This window comes from Pseudomonas triticifolii, assembly GCF_014358015.1.
Lineage (GTDB): Bacteria > Pseudomonadota > Gammaproteobacteria > Pseudomonadales > Pseudomonadaceae > Aquipseudomonas > Aquipseudomonas triticifolii.
This window is the reverse complement of record NZ_JACONV010000011.1, coordinates 86,081-110,083: the sequence shown is the minus strand read 5'-3', so window position 1 is coordinate 110,083 and position 24,003 is coordinate 86,081. Positions and strand designations below refer to the sequence as shown.

The window sequence follows — 24,003 nt, the reverse complement described above, 5'->3', positions numbered from 1 at the left end:
GGTAGAATGCTCGTTCGCATGCAGCCATCAGGGCTGCACGGGCGACTCACGGGGCCGCCCTCCATTCCTATGTGTGGAAGATCCTGTCGATATGTTTGCGCCTTTGTTAAAAAAACTTTTTGGAAGCAAGAACGAGCGTGAAGTCAAACGCATGCTCAAGACGGTTCAGCTCGTCAATGCCTTCGAAGAGCAAATGGTGGCCCTTTCGGACGAGCAATTGCGCGCCAAGACCGAAGAGTTCAAGGCCCGCATAGCCAAAGGCGAGACCCTCGATCAATTGCTGCCGGAAGCGTTCGCTGTCGCGCGTGAAGCGGGCAAGCGCGTCATGGGCATGCGCCACTTCGACGTCCAGTTGATCGGCGGCATGACCCTGCACGAAGGTCAGATCGCAGAGATGCGTACCGGTGAGGGTAAAACGCTCGTCGGTACCCTGGCGGTCTACCTCAACGCCCTGTCGGGCAAGGGTGTTCACGTCGTAACCGTGAACGACTACCTGGCACGCCGTGACGCCAACTGGATGCGCCCGCTGTATGAATTCCTCGGCCTGACCGTAGGGATCGTCACGCCTTTCCAGCCACCGGAAGAAAAGCGCGCGGCCTATGCTGCCGACATCACCTACGGCACCAACAACGAATACGGCTTCGATTACCTGCGCGACAACATGGCGTTCAGCATGGACGACAAGTTCCAGCGTGAACTCAACTTTGCCGTGATCGACGAAGTCGACTCCATCCTGATCGACGAAGCGCGCACACCGCTGATCATCTCCGGTCAGGCTGAAGACAGCTCCAGGCTGTACACCGAAATCAACCGACTGATCCCTAAACTCGAGCAGCACATCGAGGAAGTGGAAGGTCAGGTCACCAAGGCCGGTCACTTCACCGTCGACGAGAAAACCCGTCAGGTCGAGCTGAACGAAGCCGGTCACCAGTTCATCGAAGAGATGCTCACCGAAGTCGGCCTGCTGGCTGAGGGAGAAAGCCTTTATTCGGCGCATAACCTGGGTCTGCTGACCCATGTTTACGCCGGTTTGCGTGCGCACAAGCTGTTCAACCGCAACGTTGAGTACATCGTCCAGGACGGTCAGGTGCTGCTGGTTGACGAGCACACCGGTCGTACCATGCCGGGCCGTCGTCTGTCCGAGGGTCTGCACCAGGCTATCGAGGCCAAGGAAAACCTGAACATTCAGGCCGAAAGCCAGACACTGGCATCGACCACGTTCCAGAACTACTTCCGTCTGTACAACAAGCTGTCCGGCATGACCGGTACAGCCGACACCGAAGCGTTCGAATTCCACCAGATCTACAACCTGGCCGTGATGGTCATCCCGCCGAACAAGCCGCTGGCCCGTAAAGACTTCAACGACCTCGTCTACCTGACGGCGGAAGAGAAGTACGCAGCCATCGTTACCGACATCAAGGCCTGCCTTGCGGAAAACCGTCCGGTGCTGGTGGGTACGGCGACCATCGAAACCTCCGAGCACATGTCCCGTCTGCTCAACGCAGAAGGCATCGAGCACAAGGTTCTGAACGCCAAGTTCCACGAGAAAGAAGCGGAAATCATCGCTCAGGCCGGTCGTCCGGGCGCGCTGACCATCGCCACCAACATGGCCGGTCGCGGTACCGACATTCTGTTGGGCGGTAACTGGGAAGTCGAAGTTGCCAATCTTGAAGACCCGACGCCTGAGCAGGTCGCGCAGATCAAGGCTGACTGGCAGAAGCGTCACCAGCAGGTGATCGAGGCGGGCGGTCTGCATGTGATCGCGTCCGAGCGTCACGAATCTCGCCGCATCGACAACCAGTTGCGTGGTCGTGCCGGTCGTCAGGGGGACACCGGCTCCAGCCGTTTCTACCTGTCGCTGGAAGACAGTCTGATGCGCATTTTCGCCTCTGACCGGGTGAAAAACTTCATGAAGGCGCTGGGTATGCAGTCCGGCGAGGCCATCGAGCATCGCATGGTCACCAACGCCATTGAGAAGGCACAGCGCAAGGTCGAAGGTCGTAACTTCGATATCCGCAAACAGTTGCTGGAATTCGACGACGTGGCCAACGAGCAGCGCAAAGTGATCTATCACATGCGTAACACGCTGCTGGCCACCAACAATATCGGTGAAACCATTACCGACTTCCGTGAGGAAGTGCTGAACAACCTGATCAGTCAGCACATTCCGCCACAGTCGATGCCTGAGCAGTGGGATGTTGCGGGGCTGGAAGCTTCCTTGAACACCGATTTCGCTGTGAAGCTGCCGATTCAGCAATGGCTCGACGAAGACGATCACCTGCACGAAGACAGCCTGCGCACCAAGATCATGGAGCAGCTGCTGGTCGCGTATAACGAGAAGGAAGATCAGGCCAGTGCCGAAGCGCTGCGCTCCTTCGAGAAGCAGATTCTGTTGCGTGTTCTGGACGACCTGTGGAAAGACCACCTGTCGACAATGGATCACCTGCGTCATGGTATTCACCTGCGTGGCTACGCCCAGAAGAACCCGAAGCAGGAATACAAGCGCGAGTCGTTCACCCTGTTCCAGGAACTGCTGGACTCGATCAAGCGCGACACCATCCGCGTCCTGTCCCACGTTCAGGTTCGTCGCGAAGACCCCGAGGAAGAAGAGGCGCGTCAGCGTCAGGAAGCCGAGGAACTGGCCAAGCGCATGCAGTTCGAACACGCTGAAGCCCCTGGTATTGATCAGCCTGCGCTGATCGAGGAAGAGGGTGAGGCCGTTGCCGTCGCCACAACGCCGGTTCGCAATGACCAGAAGCTGGGTCGCAACGAGCTGTGCTGGTGTGGTTCGGGCAAGAAATTCAAGCACTGTCACGGCCAGATCAACTAAGGTCCTGACACTGTAATACCCGCGCCGCGACCGGCTTGCCCGTCGCGGCGTTTTTTCATTGATCGCCGTACCGATGTGGGCGGCGCACACACTCCATGAGGAGCACCCCGATGGCTGTTGGTCTTGGTCCGTTGCCTACGCTGCACCCGGTTCCCGGTTTTGAACTTGGCATTTCTTCTGCCGGCATCAAACGCCCGGGGCGCAAGGATGTCGTGGTGATGCGCTGCGCCGAAGGCTCAAGCGTTGCCGGTGTGTTCACGCTGAACGCGTTCTGTGCTGCCCCCGTCATCCTGGCCAAGCAGCGCGTGCAGGGCACCGTGCGCTATCTGCTGACCAACACCGGTAACGCCAATGCAGGCACCGGCGAGCCAGGCTTGATCGCAGCGCGTCGTACCTGCGAGAAACTGGCTGAACTGACCGGCGTCGATGCGTCTGCCGTGCTGCCTTACTCCACCGGTGTGATCGGCGAGCCGTTGCCTGTGGAAAAGATCGAAGGCGCGCTGCAAGCGGCCCTCGACGACCTGTCTGTGGATAACTGGGCGGCTGCGGCCACCGGCATCATGACCACCGACACCCTGCCCAAGGGCGCCAGCCGTCAGTTCCAGCACGACGGCGTGACCGTCACGGTGACCGGCATCAGCAAGGGCGCAGGCATGATTCGGCCGAACATGGCGACCATGCTCGGCTACATCGCCACCGATGCCAAGGTTTCGCAGAGCGTGCTTCAAGACCTGATCCGCGATGGCGCGAACAAGTCGTTCAACCGCATCACCATCGATGGCGATACCTCGACCAACGACTGCTGCATGCTGATCGCCACCGGTCAGGCCAACGTGCCTGAAGTGACCGAAGCCAAAGGCCCGTTGTTCGACGCCTTGAAAAAAGCCGTCTTCGAAGTGTGCATGGAAGTCGCCCAGGCGATCGTGCGCGACGGCGAGGGCGCGACCAAGTTCGTCACGGTCGAAGTCAATGGTGGCGGCAATCATCAGGAGTGTCTGGACGTCGGCTACGCGGTGGCTCACTCGCCACTGATCAAGACCGCGCTGTTCGCTTCCGATCCGAACTGGGGTCGCATTCTGGCCGCCGTTGGCCGCGCAGGTGTGCCGGATCTGGACGTCAGCAAGATCGACGTGTTCCTGAGCGGCGTCTGCATCGCAAGCCAGGGCTGCCGTGCGACAACCTACACTGAGGAGCAGGGTTCGGCGGTCATGGCTGAAGAAGAAATCACTATCCGCATCGAGCTGGGCCGTGGTGAGTGCAGCGAAACGATCTGGACCACCGATCTGTCCCATGAATACGTGAAGATCAACGCGGAATACCGCACCTGATTCATTCCGGCGCGGGCGCTCTGTCGCCTGCGCCACTCAATGGAGTTGAACATGAGACTGCACCTAATCATCGGCGACAAACGCTATTCTTCGTGGTCGCTGCGTCCCTGGCTGGTGCTGGAGATGACTGGCGCGCCGTTCACCGATCAGGTCGTTCGCCTGAACCAGTCTGACACCCGTGAGAACATCCTCAAGTATTCGCCTACCGGCAAAGTGCCCGCGTTGCAGTGCGAGCACGGCACCATCATCGATTCGCTGGCGATCTGTGAGTACCTGGTCGAGCGTTTTCCGGATGTCGAGTTGTGGCCGCGTGACATCGCCGCCCGTGCTCAGGCGCGTTCTGCCTGTGCACAGATGCACAGCGGTTTCGTGAGTCTGCGTTCGAACATGCCGATGGACCTGCGTCGCGATCAGGCGCTGGAAGTGATTCCGGTCGACGCTCAGAACGACATCGACCGTATCGTCGAGCTGTGGGCCGAGTGCCGCGCCGCCGCAAAGGAAGCCGGTCCATTCCTGTTCGGTCTTCCGAGCATCGCCGACGCGTTCTTCGCCCCTGTGGTTATCCGCCTGCGCGGCTACCGCGTGGCGCTGCCTGACGAGGCGCTGGCTTACATTGAAGCCATCTACCAGTGGCCTGCTTTCCAGCGCTGGCAGCAGGCCGCTCTAGAGGAGTCCTGATTGTGAAACGAGTTCACGTGGCCGCCGCTGTCATCCGTGGCATTGATGGCAAGATCCTGATCGCCAGACGGGCTGACAGTCAGCACCAGGGCGGTTTGTGGGAGTTTCCCGGCGGCAAGGTCGAAGAGGGCGAGGCGGTCGAGACGGCGCTGCGGCGTGAACTGCAGGAAGAGCTGGGCATCATGGTCACTGCGGCACGTCCGCTGATCAAGATTCAGCACGACTATCCAGACAAGCACGTGCTGCTGGATGTGTGGGAAGTCTCGGCGTTCACCGGCGAGCCACACGGTGCCGAAGGCCAGCCGCTGGCCTGGGTGAGTTCACGTGAGCTGGCCAATTACGACTTTCCGGCGGCCAATCGACCGATTGTCGCGGCAGCACGCCTGCCGGGCGAGTACCTGATTACCCCGGAAGGGCTGGACAACATCGAAGTGCTGCGTGGCATTCAGAAGGCTGTCGCGGGTGGTATCAAACTGGTTCAGTTGCGTGCGCCGGGTGGCTACGATCCCAAGTACCGCGACATGGCGGTGGATGCTGCGGGGTTGTGCGCTGGCAAGGCACAACTGATGCTCAAGGGCCCGCTGGAGTGGCTGGGGGATTTCCCTTCCGCTGGCTGGCACCTGACGGCTGAACAGCTGCGCAAGTACGCCAGCCGTGGGCGTCCGTTTCCAGAAGATCGCTGGCTGGCCGCTTCATGCCATAACGCCGAAGAGCTGGCACTGGCCGAACAGATGGGTGTGGATTTCGTGACCCTGTCGCCGATACAGCCAACCTTGACGCATCCCGATGCGCAGCCGTTGGGCTGGGCGTTGGCTGCCGAGCTGATCACAGGCTTTTCCAAGCCGGTTTACCTGCTGGGTGGTGTTGGGCCTGCCGAGCGACAAAAAGCTTGGGAAAGCGGCGCTCAGGGCGTTGCAGGGATACGTGCGTTCTGGCCGCAAGAGGTCTGAGAAGTGCCGATCGTTGCCTGTGCGTCTCGCGTGGATTGACCCCCAACCTTCACTGGATTCACACCCAGCCTCGTGGGAGCGGACTTGTCCGCGAAAAGGCCGGTACATTCGGCAAAGATGTAGCGCCTGACATACCGCCTTCGCGAGCAAGCTCGCTCCCACGGGATCTTCAGAGCAGCAAGACGCGTAACCTGATAAGTGCTGATCGTTGCCTGTGCGTTTCGCGTGGCGTGACACACAGGCTTCACTGGATTGACACCCAACCTCGTGGGAGTGAGCTTGCTCACGAAGAGGCCGGTACATTCGGCAAAGATGTAGCGCATGACACACCGCCTTCGCGAGCAAGCTCGCTCCCACGGGATCTTCAGAGCAGCAAGACGCGTAACCTGAGAAGTACTGATCGTTGCCTTAGCGTTTCGCGTGGCGTGACACACAGGCTTCACTGGATTGACACCCAGCCTCGTGAGATGCCTCGCCGCGTCCTCGACCTGGCGCTCACGTGAAGCAAGCAACGCACATCGTGGGAGCGGACTTGTCCGCGAAAAGGCCGGTACATTCTGCAAAGATGTAGCGCCTGACATACCGCCTTCGCGATCAAGCTCGTTCCCGCGGGATCTTCAGAGCAGCGAGACGCGTAACGACCTCACTCCGGCTTTGGCGCTGGCTGCCACAGGATCTCGGCGATGCCTTGTCTTCGGGCAATCACGCGCGCCGCGACGAACAGCAGGTCCGACAATCGATTGATGTACGCCAGACCCGCCCCTTCAAGCGGTTCGACCGCATTCAGGTGCTGACAGCGGCGCTCGGCACTGCGGGCCAGACTGCGGCACACGTGTGCTTGAGCGATCAGCGCGGACCCGCCGGGCAGAATGAAGTTTTCCAGCGGCCCCAGCTCTTCGTTCCATACGTCAATCGCTGCCTCAAGACGTTCGACCTCGGCGCTGTTCAGCGCCTTGTACGTGGGCATGGCCAGCTCGCCGCCCAGATCGAACAACCGATGCTGGCAGGGGGCCAATACTTCGATCACTTCGTGGAGCCCGGAAACGACCGACGCCTGCTCACTGAGTCCGGCCAACAGCAGGCCGATCTGGCTGTTGAGGGTATCGACTTCGCCAATGGCCTCGACCCGTGGATGATCCTTGGAGACCCGGCGGCCGTCACCCAGTCCGGTTTCACCGGTGTCTCCGGTACGTGTATAGATTTTCGACAAACGAAAGCCCATTTCAATGGCTCCTGGTCATGGCTTGGAAATAATCTGTTGCTGCACACTCGCCTGATTGGCGATCAGCGGCAGGCGTAAGGTGAAACAGGTTCCGCTGCCGACGGAAGATTGCACTTCCATCTGGCCTTTGTGGTTGTTGGTGATGATGAAGTACGACACCGACAATCCCAGTCCGGTGCCCTGGCCGATTTCCTTGGTGGTGAAAAACGGCTCGAACGTCCGTTTGCGCACGCTTTCGGACATGCCGATGCCGTTGTCTTCCACCTGAATCTCGGCCCACGGCGGATTGAGCCGGGTGCGCAGGATGATGCGCCCTGGCTCCTCGCTGTCGGCACGCTGGTGAATGGCCTGTGCAGCGTTTTTCAACAGGTTCAGCAGCACTTGTTCCAGCTCGTTGGCAATGCACGGTACAGGCCCCAGTTCCGGGTCGAACTGACGAATGATGTGCTGGCCCTTGAAGTCGAATCCGATGGTCAGGTCGAAGTCGTTACTGGCGATCTCCACCGCTTGATCGATCAGGGCCTGCAGCTCGCAAGGCGATAACTGACGGTTGCTCAGGCGGCTGAAGTTAAGCATGTGGCTGACAATCTTCGCCGCGCGTGCGCCCGCCTGCTGAATGCCATCCAGCAATTGCGGCACCTCGCGGCTGGTCAGGTAGTGGTTCACTACCGCAAGGTCGATGCCATCGGTTTCGGCCTGCTCGATGTTTTTGGGCAGGTCCGGCGACAGACGTCGCCGAATGTTCTGCACGTTATGCAGGATCGCGCCCAGCGGATTGTTGATTTCGTGCGCCATGCCCGCTGCCAGTCCGCCGACAGACAGCATTTTTTCCGACTGCACCATCATTTCTTCCAGCGAGATGCGCTGGGTGATGTCGTCGATGCGGATTACCACGCCACGGCCTGCGTCGCCGGTCAGCGGGTAAAACGTCAGCGCGTAATGGCTCGGCTCTTCGTTCTTGATCCAGGTCACGCGCTCGATCTTGGTGACGCTGTGCCGTTCGACGGTCTGCTTGATCTGCGGCAGGAACGAGCGCATTGGCTCGAACGCGATGAAGATCGGCTGGTTCATCGCTTCGTCCAGGGTCGTGCCCGAAAGCGCGCTGGCTTCCTGATTCCACTGGGTCACGTAAAGCTGCTCATCCAGCGCGATCATGGCCGATGGCATGGAGTCGATGATGCTGTTGAGGTAGTTCTGAAACCCGGTGAGCTTCTTTTCGATCTTGCTGCGGACCTGAACTTCCAGCTCCAGTTTGCGGTTGGTGTGACGGGTTTCCTCGGCCATGCCTTGCGCCTGGTCGTAGGCTTCCTGAGAGTCGTCGCGGGCGCGTTTGAGCTGCTGCTCCCGTGCTTCGATGCGCGACAGCATGGTGTTGAAGGCCTCGGCCAGACTGCCGATTTCGTCCTCGTTGCCGGGCTCGGCCCGCAGCGCGTAGTTTTCTTCGCGGGTTACCTGGCGGGACAGTTCTTCCAACTGATAGATGGGCTCTGTGATCAGGCGACGAATCTGTCGCGCCACCACCAGCCACAACAGGACGCTGAACACCAGAATGCCCAGGCTGGCGGTCAGGGTGCCGGTATAAAACGCAGGCGGCAGTTCGCTGCTGGCGACCAGCAGCAGGTGGCCAGGTGGCTGGTCTTGCTTGGGCACCGTAATCACCTGCGTGCTGCGAAACTCGGTCAGACGCCAGCTTTCGAGGTCCTTGAAGTGATGCGGCAGTTCCAGACTTTCGCCTTGTTGCACCTGTGCCAGCCGCTGGCCGTCATTGTCGTAAATGGCTGCCGCGCGTAACGGGCCGTAGCTTTTCAACTCCCGGAGCAGAGCGCGTGCGTCGTCAGGTGAATTCAGCGCATTTTCATTAAGGTTGGCGCTGCTGATCAGGCGACCGATGGTCTGCAGTGCCTGCGGCGCCATGGCTTCCTGAGAAATGTAATAGGCCGCGCTGATGAAGGTCAGGTTGGCAACCAGCAGCACGGTGGTCATCAGAACCAGCAGGGCGGCCAGCAGCTTCTGGCCGACAGGCAGGTTTTCCAGGCGTTGGCGCAAGGGCATGGGGCGAGTCGCAATGGCAGGTGGAGCCAGCAGGGTAGCGCGGGCTAGTCAGTACGCAAACCCTTGCTTGCCAGATGCGTGACCAGACGTGTCTGCAGTTGCTGTAAATGCGGTACCGGGCAGCGATGACGCTCTGCTGCCGCGCAGGCGTAGCCCAGCAAATAACTGATTTCGGTTCGCCGCTGGTGAGCAACGTCCTGATACATCGAAGAGAAGTTGGCCGCCGTGGCGTTGATGACCCTTAACACTTCGCTGTGCAGGTCTGCTGCGGCAGTTGGCTGGCCGCAGCAGTGCAGCAGGTCAGTCAGCTCGGCACACAGCGTGGACACTTCGCAGTGATGCTCTAGCAGTCCACCGTTGCGGCAATCGTGCAGCACCGTCAGCGGGTTGATCGCGCAATTGAGCGCCAGCTTGCGCCACAGGCGCGTGAGAATGTCCGGGGTCCATTCATGGGGGATCGCGCTGGTTTGCAGGTCGTGCAGGAACGAGGGCGGGGCAGGATTCGAGACATCGCCCAACCACGTGAAGCCATGACCGGCAAACACCACCTGCCAGTCAGCTTTGCGAAACGCACCTTCTGTGCTTGATGCAAATACACATCGCGTATGGGGCACCTGCGCTGCAACAGCGTCCTGGCTGCCCAGGCCGTTCTGCAACAGGATGATTTCTGCATCGGTGGTGAGGCGGTGCGCCAGTTGCGCCACTGCCTGCTCGGCATCGTAGGCCTTGCAAGCGACCAGCAGCCGTGTGATCGGCTCTGCCGCGTCGAGGGGTTGCGCAGGTATCGGGAACGAACGGGGCACATCGTTTTCTATCAAGGTCAGGCCGCCACCGCTGGCCTGATACGCAGCCACGCGAGCCGCGTCACGCAGCACCAGACGCACCGGCACGTTCGCCCGCGCCAGCCGCGTGGCCCACAGACTGCCCAGGCTGCCTGCGCCCAGCACGTGCCAGGTCGTAGTCATCAGCTATTGACCTTGAAGGACAAAAGCGGCCTTGGAGCAATGAAATCAGTATTGGACATGAAAGGCTCACAGTGAAGGCCGGAAAAGTCTCGTTATAATGAGCGTTCTTTCATACCGTCAAGTCATGCGCGCCGTTGATTGTCGTGCGCGCCGTTCAATTGGAGAACATACATGCCCTCGTTCGACGTAGTGTCCGAATTGGATAAACACGAAGTCACGAATGCCGTCGACAACGCCATCAAAGAGTTGGACCGTCGCTACGACCTGAAAGGGAAGGGGACGTTCGAGTTCAAGGAACTGACCGTCAGCCTGACCGCCGAAGCCGACTTTCAGCTGGAAGCCATGATCGAGATCCTCAAGCTGGCACTGGTCAAGCGCAAGATCGACGCCAAATGCCTGGAAATCAAGGACGCCTATGCCTCCGGTAAACTGATGAAGCAGGAAGTGGTACTGCGTGAAGGCATCGACAAGGAGTTGGCGAAGAAAATCGTCGCTCACATCAAGGAAGCCAAGCTCAAGGTTCAGGCCGCGATTCAAGGTGAGCAGGTCCGTGTGACCGGCAAGAAGCGCGACGACCTGCAGGAAGCCATCGCTACGCTGCGCGCCTACGATTCGGGCATGCCGCTGCAGTTCAATAACTTCCGCGACTGACGAATTGCAGTGATCGCCGGGGAACCCTGAGTTGCCTGGCCAGTCCGAATCGCCCTGGGTGTCGAGTTGAAAGCCTTGGTGGTTATCGACACCAGTTCGTCAGGTTAAGGAGAGAAAGATGGATTTAAACGCAGAAGTCGGTCACTTGTGGCAAGCGTCGCAGGCCTGGATTCCGATGATCATGCAGTACAGCAGCCGTCTGCTTCTGGCACTGGTCACGCTGTGCATCGGCTGGTGGCTGATCAACAGACTGACCGGCAAGCTCGGCGCCCTGCTGGCGTTGCGTCACGCGGACCTGGCGTTGCAAGGCTTCGTCAGCAGCCTGGCCAACATCATTCTGAAGATTCTGCTGGTGGTCAGTGTCGCGTCGATGATCGGCGTCGAAACCACGTCATTCGTGGCGGCCATCGGTGCTGCCGGTCTGGCGATTGGTCTGGCATTGCAGGGCAGTCTGGCGAACTTTGCCGGTGGCGTGCTGATTCTGCTGTTTCGTCCGTTCCGCATCGGCGACTGGATCGAAGCGCAGGGTGTGTCAGGAACGGTCGACAGCATCCAGATCTTCCACACGGTGCTGCGTACCGGCGACAACCGCACCGTGATCATGCCTAACGGCAACCTGTCCAACGGCATCATCACCAACACCAACCGTCAGCCGACCCGCAAGGTTGTGTTCGACATCGGTGTCAGCCACGATGCAGATCTGAAACAGGCGTTGCAGGTCCTGCTGGACATGGCCAAGGACCCGCGTGTGCTCGAAGACCCGGCCCCGCAGGCCGTGGTGGCGGCGCTGGGCGAAAACGCGATCACGCTGTCGTTGCGGGTCTGGACCAAGACTGGCGACTTCGGTGATGTGGTGTCGTTCTTCAACATCGAGGCGCGTGATCGTTTGAAAAACGCGGGTATCGATATCCCGGCTCCACAGCGGATGATGCGGGTCGTTCAGGAGTAATCCTGCGCGGTTGCTTTACCGGGAAACGAAAAAGCCCTGGCGCATGAGCGTCAGGGCTTTTTTGATGGCGCCGGGGTGGGCTACATGTTTGCCAGCGCAACGATGATGCCGACAGCTGCGACAGCTGCCCCCAGCACGTTGAAAAAGAACCCGAGGCGCGCTGTCGTCGAGAGCCTCCACGGCTTGAAGCAGAACGCGTAGATCACCAGAAAAATGATTGCGAAGATTTCCAGCTGGCCAAGCAGGACAATCGCGCTGCCTACCTTCATTGGCGACTCGGCGCTTGAAGCGTAAAACGCCAGCGCGGTCCAGACAACGGGCACCCAGACTCCAAGGCCGATCAGGGCCAGCAGCAGGTATTGGTTGAAGCCTGTCTTTTTTGCGGTGTTCAATTCCAGTCCTTAAGCAGGTGAGGGTGCCGGCCGGTGTGCCAGGCAGTCAGAAAAATTTGGGCCATCCTAACGCGTTTGAGGGCGCTGCGCGCGATCGTCAGGCCATGGCTCACTGAGCGCCGTTGCGTGACATCATCATGGCGATAACGAACACAAGAACCAGAACTGCGCTGACGCCCGCCCCCAGCGCATGCACGTAAAAGCCGATCCGAACGCTTTTGACACGCTTCCATGGCTTTGCCCGGAATGCGTAGATGAGCAGTAGCACGGTGGCGGCGAGTTCTACGCTCAGGAGCGAGAAAATGGTGCCGACAACAGCCGGCCCACCCATGCCCAGGCCGCTGGCGGTCCTGAGCACATACAGGCACAAGGCGACCCCGAGAACGGGTACCCAGATCCCCAGGCCAATCAGCGCAAGGGTAATGTGGTGAGCAGGATGCGTTTTGCTGACGCTATTCATTTCTTCTCGATGTCTCCGAGCCTTCGGCCCTGATCGTGCTCAAGGCTTTTCGATGGTCGGTGTGTCGACCGGCTCCTCGGCCTTGGCGGTCCGTGCTTCCCGGCTCCACTGCAGGATGATCATGATCAGCGTCGGGACACCCAACAGGGCCGTGATCAGGAAGAAGTTGTGATAACCGAACTTCTCCACCATCACGCCCGAATAACCACCGATCAGGCGCGGCAGCAGCAGCATGATCGAGCTGAGCAGGGCGTATTGGGTGGCCGAGAACTTGAGGTTGGTCAGGCTCGACAGATAGGCCACGAACGCAGAGGTCGCGAGTCCTGAGCTGAGGTTGTCCAGTGAAATGGTCAGGATCAGCATCCTGATATTCGGCCCCATGTCCGCCAGCAGCAGGAACAGAATATTGGTCGATGCCGACGCGAGGCCGCCGATGAACAGGATGGGCATGATGCCGAAACGGACGATCAACAGGCCGCCGACACCTGCGCCCAGCAGCGTCATGATCAGCCCGAAAATCTTGCTGACACTGGCGATCTGATCCTTGGTGAAGCCCTGATCGATATAGAACACGTTGGCCATGACCCCCATGACCGTGTCCGACATTCGGTAGGTCGCGATCAGGCCCAGCAGCAACAGCGCCTGCCAGCGGTAGCGCATGATGAAGTCGTTTATCGGTGTCAGGACCGGTGCCAGGCCACGCCGGCCCATCGAAGACAGGCAGCCGATGGTGAGCAGCGTGTAAAGGATGGAGCGCAGAAACGCCCGGTCCTCCAGCAGCAGGTCCATCCAGCTGGTGCCTTCGAACAACACGCTGGCGAAGTCGGTGTTGTAAAGCTGGGTGAACATCGCCGGGACCGAGACGAGCAGCACGATGAGCACGAAGACCGAGGCCAGTTGATGCGTGAAGCCGTAGCGCGCGGCCGAGAGCTGGGTACGCAACGGCACGGGTGGCTCGCGCATGACCAGAGTGGTGATCAGCGCGGGCAGCATCAGCAGGCCGAACAATACATACGTGCCGGTCCATGCCGAATGCTTATAGGCAAAACCGGTCGAGCCAAAGCCCTCGGCAAAATACAGCGCGCCTGCCGTGGCGAGCAATGCAGCGACGCGGTAGCCGGACATGTAGCTGGCCGCCAGTGCTGCCTGCTGGGTGTCCTGAGCGATTTCCAGGCGATAGGCATCGATGGCGATGTCCTGGGTCGCAGAGGAAAACGCCACGACCACTGCAATCGCGATCAGCCACGACAGGTGCTGCTGCGGATCGCAGAAGCCCATGCCAATCAGGCCGAGAATCACCAGTGTTTGAGAGAGAACAAGCCAGGACCTGCGTCGTCCCAGTTTACCCAGCAACGGCAGGCGCCACTGATCGAGCAGCGGTGACCAGACCCACTTGAAGGCATAAGCAAGGCCGATGAGGCTCGCATAGCCGATGGTTTCACGAGCGACACCTGCCTCGCGCAACCATACGGATAACGTTGAGAAGACCAACATGTAAGGCATGCCCGCAGCGAATCCGAGCAGCAGCAACACTAAAGTCGATGGGCTGGCATAGGCAGCGAGCGCGGCGCGCCAGGTTTTACGGGGCATGGGCTGGAATCTGCCTCAGGTTACGAAAACAAAGGGCGCACTCTAACCGTTGAACTACGTGGGGCGCCAGCCATGACGCTGCATATCAACCCGATTGTTCAGAATGGTAAGGCCTTCGGCACGTAAACGGGCACGCTGTTCGTCGCCCGAAGGCGTTCCAAGGGGCAGACTGAGTCTGCCACCGGCACCGATCACCCGATGCCAGGGCAGTGAAGAACCCTCGGGCAACTGGCTCAAGGTCCGGCCTACCCAGCGGGCGGCCTTGCCGAGCCCGGCCAACTCGGCCAGATGCCCGTAGCTGACCACCTTGCCTTCCGGCACCTGGGCGAGCGTCAGGTAGAGTGCCGTGCGCCGTATGTCGGCAGGGGATAATCCGCTTGGGTCATTTTGTTCTGAAACAGCGTCGGTCACGCGTTTATCCTGTATAAAACGAGATTGATTGTCGTTCCCTGGAACTACGGACGGATCATACGGTCAGTGTTACCTGTTCCCGGCGGTCCACGGATTGCCTTGACGTCCTCCAGCGCAATGATGCCCGATTCCGCCAAACAGAGCCCAGTACTCGCTTATGTTGTCCAGAACTCTTCTGTGCCTTGCAATCACTACCGTTTCCACTCCTTTGCTCGCTGACACCGTCTGGTTGAAGAACGGTGACCGGCTGACCGGTACCATCAAGGTTTTCGACGGCGGCAAACTGCTGCTGCAGACCGAGTACGGCGGCGCCATCCCGCTGGACTGGAAACAGGTCAAGACGCTTGAAAGCGATCAACCGCTGCTGGTCAAGCAGGATCAGTATCAGGGTGAGGTCGCCAAGTCGTTGAAAGCGTCCGATGACGGCAAGGTCGTACTGGCCAATGGCGAGGCACCCAAGACGGTCGAGCTGGCGAGCATTCAGCAGATCATCAAGCCCAAGCCGGTCATTACCGATCTGGTGTGGAAGGGCAATATCGATGCTGCGCTGGACTTCCAGCAGGCCGAGAACGATACCGATGATTACAACATCGCCTTCAAGACTTCGGCACGTCATGGTCAATGGCGTCATAACGCCAAGGGCGATTACAACCGCGAGACGACCGACGATGCTGTTGGCACCGATAACTGGAGCGCCGAGTACTCGCTGGACCGCTTCCTGACCGAGAAATTCTTCTGGGACGCGCGCATCACCTACAAGCGCGACAAGATCGAAGACTTGTCTCGCCAGCGCACCGTGGGTACCGGTCCTGGCTATCAGTTCTGGGATGATGAGCTGGGCGCGTTCAAGGTGGGAGCACTGCTCAACCGCACCGATTTCGAATTCTCCAACGGCGAGAAAGAGAACTTTTACTCGGTGGCCGGCACCTGGGATTACAACCGCTACCTGATCGGTAAAAAGGTCGAGTTCTTCACCAACGGCGAACTGGGCAAGCCTTTGAGCGGCGTTGCCGATTATTCGGCCGATGTCGAGGCGGGACTGCGCTACAAGGTCACCGACTGGGCATCGCTCAACGTCAAGGCCGAGAAAAACATCATCAGCGGCTCCAGCAACGGCGATGTCGACAAGACACGCTACACCGCAGGCTTCGGCGTCAGCTGGTAAGCGATTGGCAGGCGACGCACGCTCAGGCGGCGTCGCTTGCCCGTCAGCCAGACTGCTAGATCCTCATCGCGCCATCCAGCTCCAGGATGCGCCCGCTGAAATAATCGTTTTCCAGAATGTATGCCACAGAGTGGGCGATTTCGTCCGGCTTGCCCATGCGTTTGAGCGGGATGGCCGATGTCATCTTCTCCAGCGCCTCGGGCTTCATGCTGCCGGTCATCTCGGTTTCGATGAAGCCTGGCGCAACGCCCGCCACCCGAATGCCGTAGCGCGCCAGTTCCCTGGCCCAGGTCACAGTCGCTGCCGCAACACCGGCCTTGGCGGCCGAATAGTTGGTCTGGCCGATATTGCCCGCCCGTGAAATCGACGAGATGTTGATGATCGCGCCCTGACTCTTCTGCTCGATCATTTTCGCCGCCACCTCACGGGTGCACAGGAAAACACCGGTCAGGTTGACGTCGATCACAGACTGCCACTGCGCCAGGCTCAGCTTGGTCATCACGCCGTCCTTGACCTTGACCAGCAGGCCGTCGCGCAGGATGCCTGCGTTGTTGACCAGGCCATCAATGGTTCCGAAATCCTCGGCCACCTTGTTCACAGTGTCCACAACCTGATCTTCATTGGCCACATTGCACAGATAGGCCCGGGCCTTCACGCCCTGTGCCTCACAGGCGGCAACGGCCTGATCGAGCTTTTCCTGATTCAGATCCACCAGCGCCAGGTTTGCACCCTTGCCAGCCAGGTATTCAGCCATGGCGCGGCCCAGACCCTGGCCACCGCCGGTGATTATTATTAACTTGTCTTTCAATTCCATGTGCGTGCCCAATCAACGGATCATCTTGATGGCTTCGCTGACTCGCTGCGAGTCCGGAGGCCATGCCCAGAGCACGTTATATTCTGTTTCCGCGCGTTCGTCTTCCGTTTGACGAAAACGTTATAAGGAGTCACAAGATGAGCGCGAAAGCCTCTAAGCCCGCCCGCCACCTGCTGCTCAAGGAGTACAGGGGCGTACTGTCCACCCATTCCAAATCCATGCCGGGCTACCCGTTCGGATCGGTCGTGCCGTACTGCCTGGATGATCAGGGGCGGCCGCTCATCCTGATCAGTCGCATCGCCCAGCACACCCACAACCTGACGCTGGAGCCCAAGTGCTCGCTGCTGGTGGGTGAGCGTGGCGCTGAGGATGTTCAGGCAGTCGGTCGCGTGACGGTGCTGGCCCAGGCATGCAAGCTCAGCGATCCAGACGTGATCGCGGCTGCCGCCCTGCGTTATTACCGGTTTTTCCCCGAGTCGCAGAGCTACCACACCGCCCACGACTTTGACTTCTGGGTATTGGAACCGGTGCGCTATCGTTATATAGGCGGTTTCGGTGCCATTCATTGGCTGGACGAGATCGCGCTGGCCAACCCGTTTGCAGGCAAGATAGAAACCGGCATGGTCGAGCATATGAATCAGGACCACGCCAAGGCGATTGCCCATTACGTCGAATTAGCGGATCTGCCGCGCACCGAGCCTGCGCAACTGGTCGGCATCGACAGCGAAGGCATGCACCTGCGCATCGGCCACAGCCTGCATTGGCTGGCGTTCAGCGAGCCTTGTAATACACCGACACAAGTCCGCGAAGCCTTGGTCCAGCTGGCTCACGCCCAACAATGGCCGGTAATTGAAGCGCAACACGCTTGAATTAACGACTTTCTGACATCACATACGGTCTACTTGCAAGGCACCCTTGCGCTGAGGAACTGATTTGATGCGTGTTTTTTTGCTGATGTTCTTACTCTTTCCGGTACTCGAACTGTTCATTCTGGTTCGGGTCGGTATGTCCATTGGTTTTCTCTGGACATTCCTGTTGGTCCTGGCGACGTCGATGCTTGGGCTTTTTGTCATGCGTGTGGCGGGTTTTGCAACGGCGCTGCGCGCCCGTGAAAGCCTGTCGCGCGGCGAGCTGCCTGCGCAGCAAATGCTCGAAGGCCTGATGGTGGCTGTCGGCGGTGGTTTGCTGCTATTGCCAGGCTTCATCAGTGACATTCTGGGTGTGATCTGCCTGTTGCCGGTGACGCGTCGGCTGCTGATCAACAAGGTTCGCCAGCGCGCTGAGGCTCAAGCCATGCGCCAGCGGGCTTTTGCCGATGATCTGCAGACGCGCGCCAATCAGGATGCGGCAGGTGGTCGTCCCCATGCGATTCACCAGCCGACCCGCGAGCCTGACGTAATCGAGGGCGAATTCGAACACCGCGACAAGTGATCGCCAGAGCATTGCAGCGCGGCACCTTCGGGTGCCGCGCTCGTTTGTGGTGCGTCTCCGTGTGTAAAAATTTTCTTGCCCAAGCCTTGTAATAGTCTTGCTCGCCCTTATGTATGGGTCACCGCAAGGTTTCTGGCCTGATTGCCAGACCGTATTCTGCGGTTCGCCCGTCGAACCGTAACCGGCAAGTCCGGAATGTATAACAGGCCGGTGCATTCACCGGATGCTCAACAACTCTAATCAGGAGATCGACAATGAAGCTTCGTCCTCTGCATGACCGCGTCGTAATCCGTCGCAGCGAAGAAGAAACCAAAACTGCCGGCGGTATCGTTCTGCCAGGTTCGGCTGCTGAAAAGCCGAACCGTGGCGAGATCGTCGCTGTGGGTACCGGCCGCGTGCTGGACAACGGTGAAGTACGTGCGCTGGCCGTGAAAGTGGGTGACAAAGTGGTGTTTGGCCCTTATTCCGGCAGCAACACTGTGAAAGTAGATGGCGAAGACCTGCTGGTGATGAGCGAGAACGAAATTCTCGCTGTTATCGAAGGCTGAGTGTTCGCACTGATTTCCGTTACTACAAAGTATTCAAGGAATAATGATCATGGCTGCTAAAGAAGTTAAATTCGGCGATTCTGGCCGCAAAAAAATGCTCGCCGGTGTAAACGTCCTGGCTGACGCAGTAAAAGCGACCCTGGGTCCAAAAGGCCGTAACGTCATCATCGAGAAGAGCTTTGGCGCTCCGCTTATCACCAAAGACGGTGTATCGGTTGCCAAGGAAATCGAACTCAAAGACCGTTTCGAAAACATGGGCGCGCAGCTGGTCAAAGACGTTGCTTCCCGTGCCAACGATGACGCTGGCGACGGTACTACCACCGCTACCGTTCTGGCTCAGGCCATCGTCAACGAAGGCCTGAAAGCCGTCGCTGCCGGCATGAACCCGATGGATCTGAAGCGCGGCATCGACAAGGCGACCATCGCCATCGTTGCTCAGCTCAAGTCGCTGTCCAAGCCATGCACCGACACCAAGGCTATCGCCCAGGTCGGCACCATCTCGGCCAACTCTGATCACTCCATCGGCGACATCATTGCCGAAGCCATGGAAAAAGTGACCAAAGACGGCGTTATCACCGTTGAAGAAGGTTCGGGTCTGGAAAACGAACTGTCTGTCGTTGAAGGCATGCAGTTCGACCGCGGTTACCTGTCCCCGTACTTCATCAACAAGCCGGACACCATGGTTGCCGAGCTGGACAGCCCGCTGTTGTTGCTGGTTGACAAGAAGATCTCCAACATCCGCGAAATGCTGCCGGTTCTGGAAGCTGTCGCCAAGGCCGGTCGTCCACTGCTGATCGTTGCCGAAGACGTTGAAGGCGAAGCCCTGGCGACGCTGGTTGTGAACAACATGCGCGGTATCGTGAAAGTTGCAGCCGTCAAGGCTCCAGGTTTCGGCGACCGTCGCAAGGCCATGCTGCAGGACATCGCCGTCCTGACTGGCGGTACCGTTATCTCCGAAGAGATCGGCCTGAGCCTGGAAACCACTACCCTGGAACACCTGGGTAATGCCAAGCGCGTCGTGCTGAACAAAGAAAACACCACCATAATCGATGGTGCTGGCGTCAAATCCGACATCGACTCGCGCATCGCTCAGATCCGCCAGCAAATCGGCGACACCAGCTCCGACTACGACAAAGAGAAACTGCAAGAGCGTCTGGCCAAGCTGTCGGGCGGCGTTGCGGTGATCAAGGTCGGTGCCGGTTCCGAAGTTGAAATGAAAGAGAAGAAAGCCCGCGTTGAAGACGCCCTGCACGCAACCCGCGCAGCCGTCGAAGAAGGCGTGGTACCTGGCGGTGGCGTAGCGCTGGTTCGCTCCCTGCAGGCCATCGAAGGTCTGAAAGGCGACAATGCCGATCAGGACGTCGGTATCGCTCTGCTGCGTCGCGCAGTCGAAGCACCTCTGCGCCAGATCGTTGCCAACTCCGGCGACGAGCCAAGCGTTGTGGTCGACAAGGTCAAGCAGGGTTCGGGTAACTTCGGTTACAACGCTGCTACCGGCGAGTACGGCGACATGATCGAAATGGGTATCCTGGACCCGGCCAAGGTCACTCGCTCTGCTCTGCAGGCAGCGTCCTCGATTGCCAGCCTGATGATCACCACCGAAGCGATGATCGCTGACGTGGCTGACGACAAGCCAGCAGGCGGCGGCATGCCGGACATGGGCGGCATGGGTGGTATGGGCGGCATGATGTAAGCCAGCTTTACCGCTTAGGCTGTACCCATAAAAAACCCCGCCTTGTGCGGGGTTTTTTTATGAGTTGATTTCAGTCAGCCTGGGTATCTGCTGCTACCCGGTCAGCGCGATAGCCGGGTGGTAGATAGCGCATCCGGTTTAGGTGCGGGCCTGTACAACACAAAGTAATAGACCCCCAGACAAATCAGCCAGCAAAACACAGCCGTCCAGATGTTATGCGACAGAAAGTGCGCGCCTTGCAGCATGCGGCCCACTGAAAAGATCGATCCCAGGCTGAACGCTACTACCAGTCCCGCCTTGGCCAGATGTGGTTTGCGGTCGCGCAGCATGAAGAACAGTGCGAACAGGGTAAACCCGGTTGCCGCATGACCGCCAGGCCAGCAGCGGCCGGGTTTGTCAGTGGCCGGACGCGGACTGAGCAGCTCGCTGTACGTTTCCTTTCCGCCAAAATCGGTCAGGCTCCACGGGCACTGCACTGAGGTCACTACCTTGACCGGCGTGACGAACGCGGTCGAAAGCGCCATGGACAGCACCAGGCAACCCAGTTCGCGACGCCACGGGATCAGTCGTTCGACCTTGAACGAAGCCGCGAAGCTGATCAGCGCCAGAAGTCCCAATGCGATGACCAACTGCTTGGCGCGATCATGCAGCACGTTCTCCAGAAAATAGCTGTGCTTGCCGATGAATTCGCCGGTCGCAGGGTCGAAGGCCATCTTGGCGAGGTCCATGTCTACGGACGTCAGTTCCAGCAGCGCCAGTATCAAGGCAGTGAGGGCAGGGATGCCCAGATAGATCCAAAGGTTAAGCGGACGGGAGTAGGGCGCAGAGACGGCTTTCAATATGGCAAATCCAGTTCGGTGGAACACAGGCCGCAGTCAGCGAACGCGACAGTTTGTTTCGAAGTGTGTCATGGGAGTTGTCAATCCTGGGTGAAAAAATCGTTAGGCCATTTACGGCGCTGGCCCTGAGGCCCACTTCGTCTTAAGCTGCGCCAGCCTAAATTGCATATGAGAGTGCTCCATGCGAATTCTTCTGGTTGAAGACAACCGCGACATCCTGGCAAACATGGCCGACTACCTGGGCATGAAGGGCTATACCGTCGATTGCGCACAGGATGGCCTCTCGGGACTGCATCTGGCTGCCACCGAACACTACGACCTGATCGTGCTGGACATCATGCTGCCCGGCATCGACGGCTATACCTTGTGCAAGCGACTGCGCGAAGACGCCCGCCGCGACACGCCGGTGATCATGCTCACCGCACGTGACCAACTGGATGACCGGCTGCAGGGTTTCCGCTCCGGTGCCGATGACTATCTGCTAAAGCCCTTTGCCCTGTCTGAGCTGGCGGCGCGTATCGAAGCCGTTCTGCGCCGTGCCCAGGGTGGAGGCCGCCGTACCTTGCAGGTTTCCGATCTGATCTACGACCTGGACACGCTGGAAGTGACGCGCGAAGGACGGATGCTCAAACTCAACCCGGTCGGGCTCAAACTGCTCGCTGTGCTGATGCAGAAGAGCCCGCACGTGCTGCGCCGTGAAATTCTCGAAGAAGCGCTGTGGGGTGACGATTGCCCTGACAGCGACAGCCTGCGCAGTCACGTGCATCAGTTGCGTCAGGTGATCGACAAACCGTTTTCCAAGCCATTGCTGCAAACCGTTCATGGTGTGGGCTACCGCTTGGCCGAGGGCCGGGATGGAGTTTAAACAGAGCCTTGCTCAGCGGATCATCATCGCGTTTGCACTGATGAGTGCGCTGGTCGCCGGATCCTTCGCAATCGGCATTATTTCCACCGTCCACCTGGTCGAAGAAAAACTGATTTCCGCAGGCCTTGGCGGCGACCTCAACCGCCTGATGCTGATGGACAGCGTCAGCGACTGGAGTCACCGCCCCAAGCCTGACCAACTGTTCTACTTCACCAATGGCCCGGGCGATTTCGACCTGCCCAAAGACCTGCGTCACCTTGAACCTGGCTTTCACGAGGTGTTTCGCGGGCCGCTGTCCTATCACGCGATGATCGAAGTGGTCGATGGCCGTCACTACGCCCTGTTGCAGGACCAAAGCGATTTCGAGGAGCGCGAGCGTGTGCTGTTCGCGGTGGTGCTGGTGGGCTTTGTGCTGGCACTGGCGCTGGCTGTGTTCCTTGGCTGGGTGTTGGCCCGACGGGTGATGGCACCGGTCGTGCGCCTGGCCCGGCAGGTTCGTCACCGCGATCAGTTATTGGGTCTTGCGCCACCTCTGGCGCCTGACTACGCGGCCGATGAAGTGGGTGAACTGGCAGTGGCGTTCGACGCCACGTTGGGACGGCTGAGGCAGGCCCTGATTCGTGAGCGGATGTTTACCAGCGACGTCAGTCATGAACTGCGCACGCCCTTGATGGTATTGGCCAGTTCTTGTGAGCTGCTGCTGGAAAACCCTGCACTCGATCAGCGTGCACGCCGCCAGGTCGAGCGTATCGGTCGCGCCTGCGAAGAGATGCGTGACCTGGTGCAGACCTTCCTCATGCTTGCCCGCACCCAGCGCGAAGACCCGGCCATGACGCCCAAGGCTACATTGGTGGGGGTTGCCGAGCAACTGATCTCGCAGTGGCGCGATCCTATCGAAGGCAAAGGCCTGCAACTGATCTACAACCCGCCGCCGGATGACCAGGTGTCTGAAATCCGCTACAACGCAACCTTCCTGCACGCCGTCATGGGCAACCTGCTGCGCAACGCGCTGCATTACACCGACCATGGTTTCATCACGCTCACCTTGCAGGAGGAGGGCTTCATGGTCGAGGACAGTGGCGTGGGCATCCCGGAAGAAAAGCGCGAAGCCATGTTCGAGCCCTTCGTGCGCGGCAACGAGCAGCGTGGCGAGGGTCTCGGCCTGGGACTTTCCCTGGTGCAGCGCATCTGTGCCAATCAGGGCTGGAGCGTCGACCTGACGCCAATGGAACCCCACGGCTGCCGTTTCAAGGTCACGCTCTTCCTTCCCAAGGCCTGAATCAGGTCGATGATTCGACGCTGGCAGCCAGCCTGCCATGCGTCGAAGAATTGTCTGAGTCATCGGGCGTCAGGGACATCACGCGCAAGTCTATGTAAAATCTCGAAACATCTTCTGGGCCAATGTGACATTTTTTTCACATTGAGATGACCTGACGGTGACGGCTGACTCACTAAGTTAGCCGGCATCAACGTCAGGAGATGCTCCCATGAGCGAGCGTATAGAGCTTGAGTTTTCCCGTAAGTACGACAAGGCGCATGCCCGTCAGTATCTGGAAAAGCATCAGGATGGTTTGTGGCGCAAGCTGTCGCATTACCGTGATGAACAATTGGCCAGAAAGGCGCTGCAATTGGCAGGTGATCCCGGTCTGGTGCTGGATCTGCCGTGTGGCGCAGGACGTTTCTGGCCCATGTTGGCTGAAAAGCCTAACCGTTCGATCATCGGTGCCGACAATTCTGCAGACATGCTGCGCACCGCGTGTGAGTCTCAACCCGCTGATGTGGTGAAAAGGGTACAACCCTTGCAGACATCTGCTTTCGCGATTGATCTGCCCGATAACGCGGTCGACAGCATCTTTTGCATGCGTCTGCTGCACCATGTTGGGCAGTCCAGTGACCGCATGGCTCTATTGCGGGAGTTTCAGCGAGTGACCCGTGACAGCGTGATCGTTTCGCTATGGGTCGACGGCAATTTCAAAGCCTGGAAACGTAGACGGCTTGAAAGTGCCCGACAGCAGAAAAATGGGCAGGAAAGTTACCAGAACCGATTTGTGTTACCGGTTGCTACTGCTGAAGCGGAATTTGAACAGGCCGGTTTTCGCATTCAGAAGCGAATGGATTTCCTGCCGATGTACGCCATGTGGCGTGTCTATGTATTGCGTAAAAGGTAAAG

The 24,003-nt window shown here is 59.1% G+C and carries 23 protein-coding genes; 14 read left to right on the top strand and 9 right to left on the bottom strand.

Features of this window, described 5'->3' with window-relative positions; all coding sequences use genetic code 11:
- Positions 1-91: 91 nt before the first annotated feature.
- The 4 genes from secA to H8S56_RS15775 all read left to right on the top strand — a co-directional run bounded on the left by secA (position 92) and on the right by H8S56_RS15775 (position 5,786).
- Positions 92-2,830 carry a preprotein translocase subunit SecA gene (gene secA / locus H8S56_RS15790; RefSeq protein ID WP_024687122.1) on the top strand — a complete coding sequence of 913 codons (2,739 nt, stop codon included), beginning with the start codon at positions 92-94 and terminating at the stop codon, positions 2,828-2,830.
- 110 nt (positions 2,831-2,940) lie between these two features.
- Positions 2,941-4,158 (top strand): bifunctional glutamate N-acetyltransferase/amino-acid acetyltransferase ArgJ, encoded by a 1,218-nt coding sequence (gene argJ, locus H8S56_RS15785; RefSeq protein ID WP_187519151.1) that lies wholly within the window; start codon positions 2,941-2,943, stop codon positions 4,156-4,158.
- 51 nt (positions 4,159-4,209) lie between these two features.
- Positions 4,210-4,836, top strand: coding sequence for a glutathione S-transferase family protein (locus tag H8S56_RS15780; RefSeq protein WP_187519150.1), 627 nt, complete (start codon positions 4,210-4,212; stop codon positions 4,834-4,836).
- A 2-nt stretch (positions 4,837-4,838) separates the two neighbouring features.
- On the top strand, positions 4,839-5,786 hold the full coding sequence (locus H8S56_RS15775; protein ID WP_187519149.1) for a Nudix family hydrolase: 948 nt from the start codon (positions 4,839-4,841) through the stop codon (positions 5,784-5,786).
- 643 nt (positions 5,787-6,429) lie between these two features.
- Here H8S56_RS15775 and H8S56_RS15770 read toward each other — a convergent pair.
- The 3 genes from H8S56_RS15770 to H8S56_RS15760 are packed head-to-tail and all read right to left on the bottom strand — an operon-like array spanning position 6,430 to position 10,025.
- Entirely contained in the window at positions 6,430-7,008 is a 579-nt protein-coding gene (locus H8S56_RS15770; RefSeq protein ID WP_024686717.1) for a cob(I)yrinic acid a,c-diamide adenosyltransferase, read from the bottom strand.
- A 15-nt stretch (positions 7,009-7,023) separates the two neighbouring features.
- The gene (locus tag H8S56_RS15765) at positions 7,024-9,060 is read right to left on the bottom strand and encodes a sensor histidine kinase (protein ID WP_187519148.1); all 2,037 of its coding nucleotides are present in this window, start codon (positions 9,058-9,060) and stop codon (positions 7,024-7,026) included.
- Between the two features lie 44 nt (positions 9,061-9,104).
- Positions 9,105-10,025, bottom strand: coding sequence for a putative 2-dehydropantoate 2-reductase (locus H8S56_RS15760; RefSeq protein WP_187519147.1), 921 nt, complete (start codon positions 10,023-10,025; stop codon positions 9,105-9,107).
- A gap of 171 nt (positions 10,026-10,196) precedes the next feature.
- Here H8S56_RS15760 and H8S56_RS15755 point away from each other — a divergent pair, with 171 nt between their 5' ends.
- On the top strand, positions 10,197-10,676 hold the full coding sequence (locus H8S56_RS15755; protein WP_187519146.1) for a YajQ family cyclic di-GMP-binding protein: 480 nt from the start codon (positions 10,197-10,199) through the stop codon (positions 10,674-10,676).
- Between the two features lie 118 nt (positions 10,677-10,794).
- Complete coding sequence (locus tag H8S56_RS15750; protein WP_024686720.1) at positions 10,795-11,625, top strand: mechanosensitive ion channel family protein; 831 nt, start codon at positions 10,795-10,797, stop codon at positions 11,623-11,625.
- Positions 11,626-11,705: 80 nt separating this feature from the next.
- Here H8S56_RS15750 and H8S56_RS15745 read toward each other — a convergent pair whose 3' ends face one another.
- The 4 genes from H8S56_RS15745 to H8S56_RS15730 form a co-directional block, all read right to left on the bottom strand.
- On the bottom strand, positions 11,706-12,017 hold the full coding sequence (locus H8S56_RS15745) for a hypothetical protein (RefSeq protein ID WP_024695663.1): 312 nt from the start codon (positions 12,015-12,017) through the stop codon (positions 11,706-11,708).
- Positions 12,018-12,126: 109 nt separating this feature from the next.
- The gene (locus tag H8S56_RS15740) at positions 12,127-12,477 is read right to left on the bottom strand and encodes a hypothetical protein (protein WP_187519145.1); all 351 of its coding nucleotides are present in this window, start codon (positions 12,475-12,477) and stop codon (positions 12,127-12,129) included.
- Positions 12,478-12,516: 39 nt separating this feature from the next.
- Positions 12,517-14,067 carry an AmpG family muropeptide MFS transporter gene (locus H8S56_RS15735; protein ID WP_024686723.1) on the bottom strand — a complete coding sequence of 517 codons (1,551 nt, stop codon included), beginning with the start codon at positions 14,065-14,067 and terminating at the stop codon, positions 12,517-12,519.
- Between the two features lie 54 nt (positions 14,068-14,121).
- Positions 14,122-14,478, bottom strand: coding sequence for an MGMT family protein (locus tag H8S56_RS15730; protein ID WP_032610684.1), 357 nt, complete (start codon positions 14,476-14,478; stop codon positions 14,122-14,124).
- A gap of 157 nt (positions 14,479-14,635) precedes the next feature.
- On the opposite strand from H8S56_RS15730, the gene H8S56_RS15725 reads away from it, so the two are divergent.
- The gene (locus H8S56_RS15725) at positions 14,636-15,643 is read left to right on the top strand and encodes a DUF481 domain-containing protein (RefSeq protein ID WP_024686724.1); all 1,008 of its coding nucleotides are present in this window, start codon (positions 14,636-14,638) and stop codon (positions 15,641-15,643) included.
- Between the two features lie 55 nt (positions 15,644-15,698).
- On the opposite strand, the gene H8S56_RS15720 is transcribed toward H8S56_RS15725, so the two are convergent.
- Positions 15,699-16,457 (bottom strand): SDR family oxidoreductase, encoded by a 759-nt coding sequence (locus H8S56_RS15720; RefSeq protein ID WP_024686725.1) that lies wholly within the window; start codon positions 16,455-16,457, stop codon positions 15,699-15,701.
- Positions 16,458-16,594: 137 nt separating this feature from the next.
- On the opposite strand from H8S56_RS15720, the gene H8S56_RS15715 reads away from it, so the two are divergent.
- The 4 genes from H8S56_RS15715 (at position 16,595) to groL (ending at position 20,129) form a co-directional block, all read left to right on the top strand.
- Positions 16,595-17,326 (top strand): HugZ family pyridoxamine 5'-phosphate oxidase, encoded by a 732-nt coding sequence (locus H8S56_RS15715; protein WP_187519144.1) that lies wholly within the window; start codon positions 16,595-16,597, stop codon positions 17,324-17,326.
- A 67-nt stretch (positions 17,327-17,393) separates the two neighbouring features.
- Complete coding sequence (locus H8S56_RS15710) at positions 17,394-17,888, top strand: FxsA family protein (protein WP_024686727.1); 495 nt, start codon at positions 17,394-17,396, stop codon at positions 17,886-17,888.
- A 254-nt stretch (positions 17,889-18,142) separates the two neighbouring features.
- Positions 18,143-18,436 (top strand): co-chaperone GroES, encoded by a 294-nt coding sequence (locus tag H8S56_RS15705; protein ID WP_004881479.1) that lies wholly within the window; start codon positions 18,143-18,145, stop codon positions 18,434-18,436.
- Positions 18,437-18,485: 49 nt separating this feature from the next.
- Positions 18,486-20,129 (top strand): chaperonin GroEL, encoded by a 1,644-nt coding sequence (gene groL, locus H8S56_RS15700; protein WP_024686728.1) that lies wholly within the window; start codon positions 18,486-18,488, stop codon positions 20,127-20,129.
- A gap of 101 nt (positions 20,130-20,230) precedes the next feature.
- Here groL and H8S56_RS15695 read toward each other — a convergent pair whose 3' ends face one another.
- Positions 20,231-20,968 carry a phosphatase PAP2 family protein gene (locus tag H8S56_RS15695; protein ID WP_408003820.1) on the bottom strand — a complete coding sequence of 246 codons (738 nt, stop codon included), beginning with the start codon at positions 20,966-20,968 and terminating at the stop codon, positions 20,231-20,233.
- A 181-nt stretch (positions 20,969-21,149) separates the two neighbouring features.
- Here H8S56_RS15695 and colR point away from each other — a divergent pair, with 181 nt between their 5' ends.
- From colR to H8S56_RS15680, 3 genes are all read left to right on the top strand, one after another.
- Positions 21,150-21,833: a two-component system response regulator ColR gene (colR, locus tag H8S56_RS15690; protein WP_004881475.1), complete on the top strand. Its 684-nt coding sequence runs from the start codon at positions 21,150-21,152 to the stop codon at positions 21,831-21,833.
- Positions 21,823-23,112 (top strand): sensor histidine kinase, encoded by a 1,290-nt coding sequence (locus H8S56_RS15685; protein ID WP_024686731.1) that lies wholly within the window; start codon positions 21,823-21,825, stop codon positions 23,110-23,112. Before colR ends, H8S56_RS15685 begins: the two co-directional genes overlap by 11 nt.
- Positions 23,113-23,320: 208 nt before the next feature.
- Positions 23,321-24,001, top strand: coding sequence for a class I SAM-dependent methyltransferase (locus H8S56_RS15680; protein WP_024686732.1), 681 nt, complete (start codon positions 23,321-23,323; stop codon positions 23,999-24,001).
- Positions 24,002-24,003 lie beyond the last annotated feature (2 nt).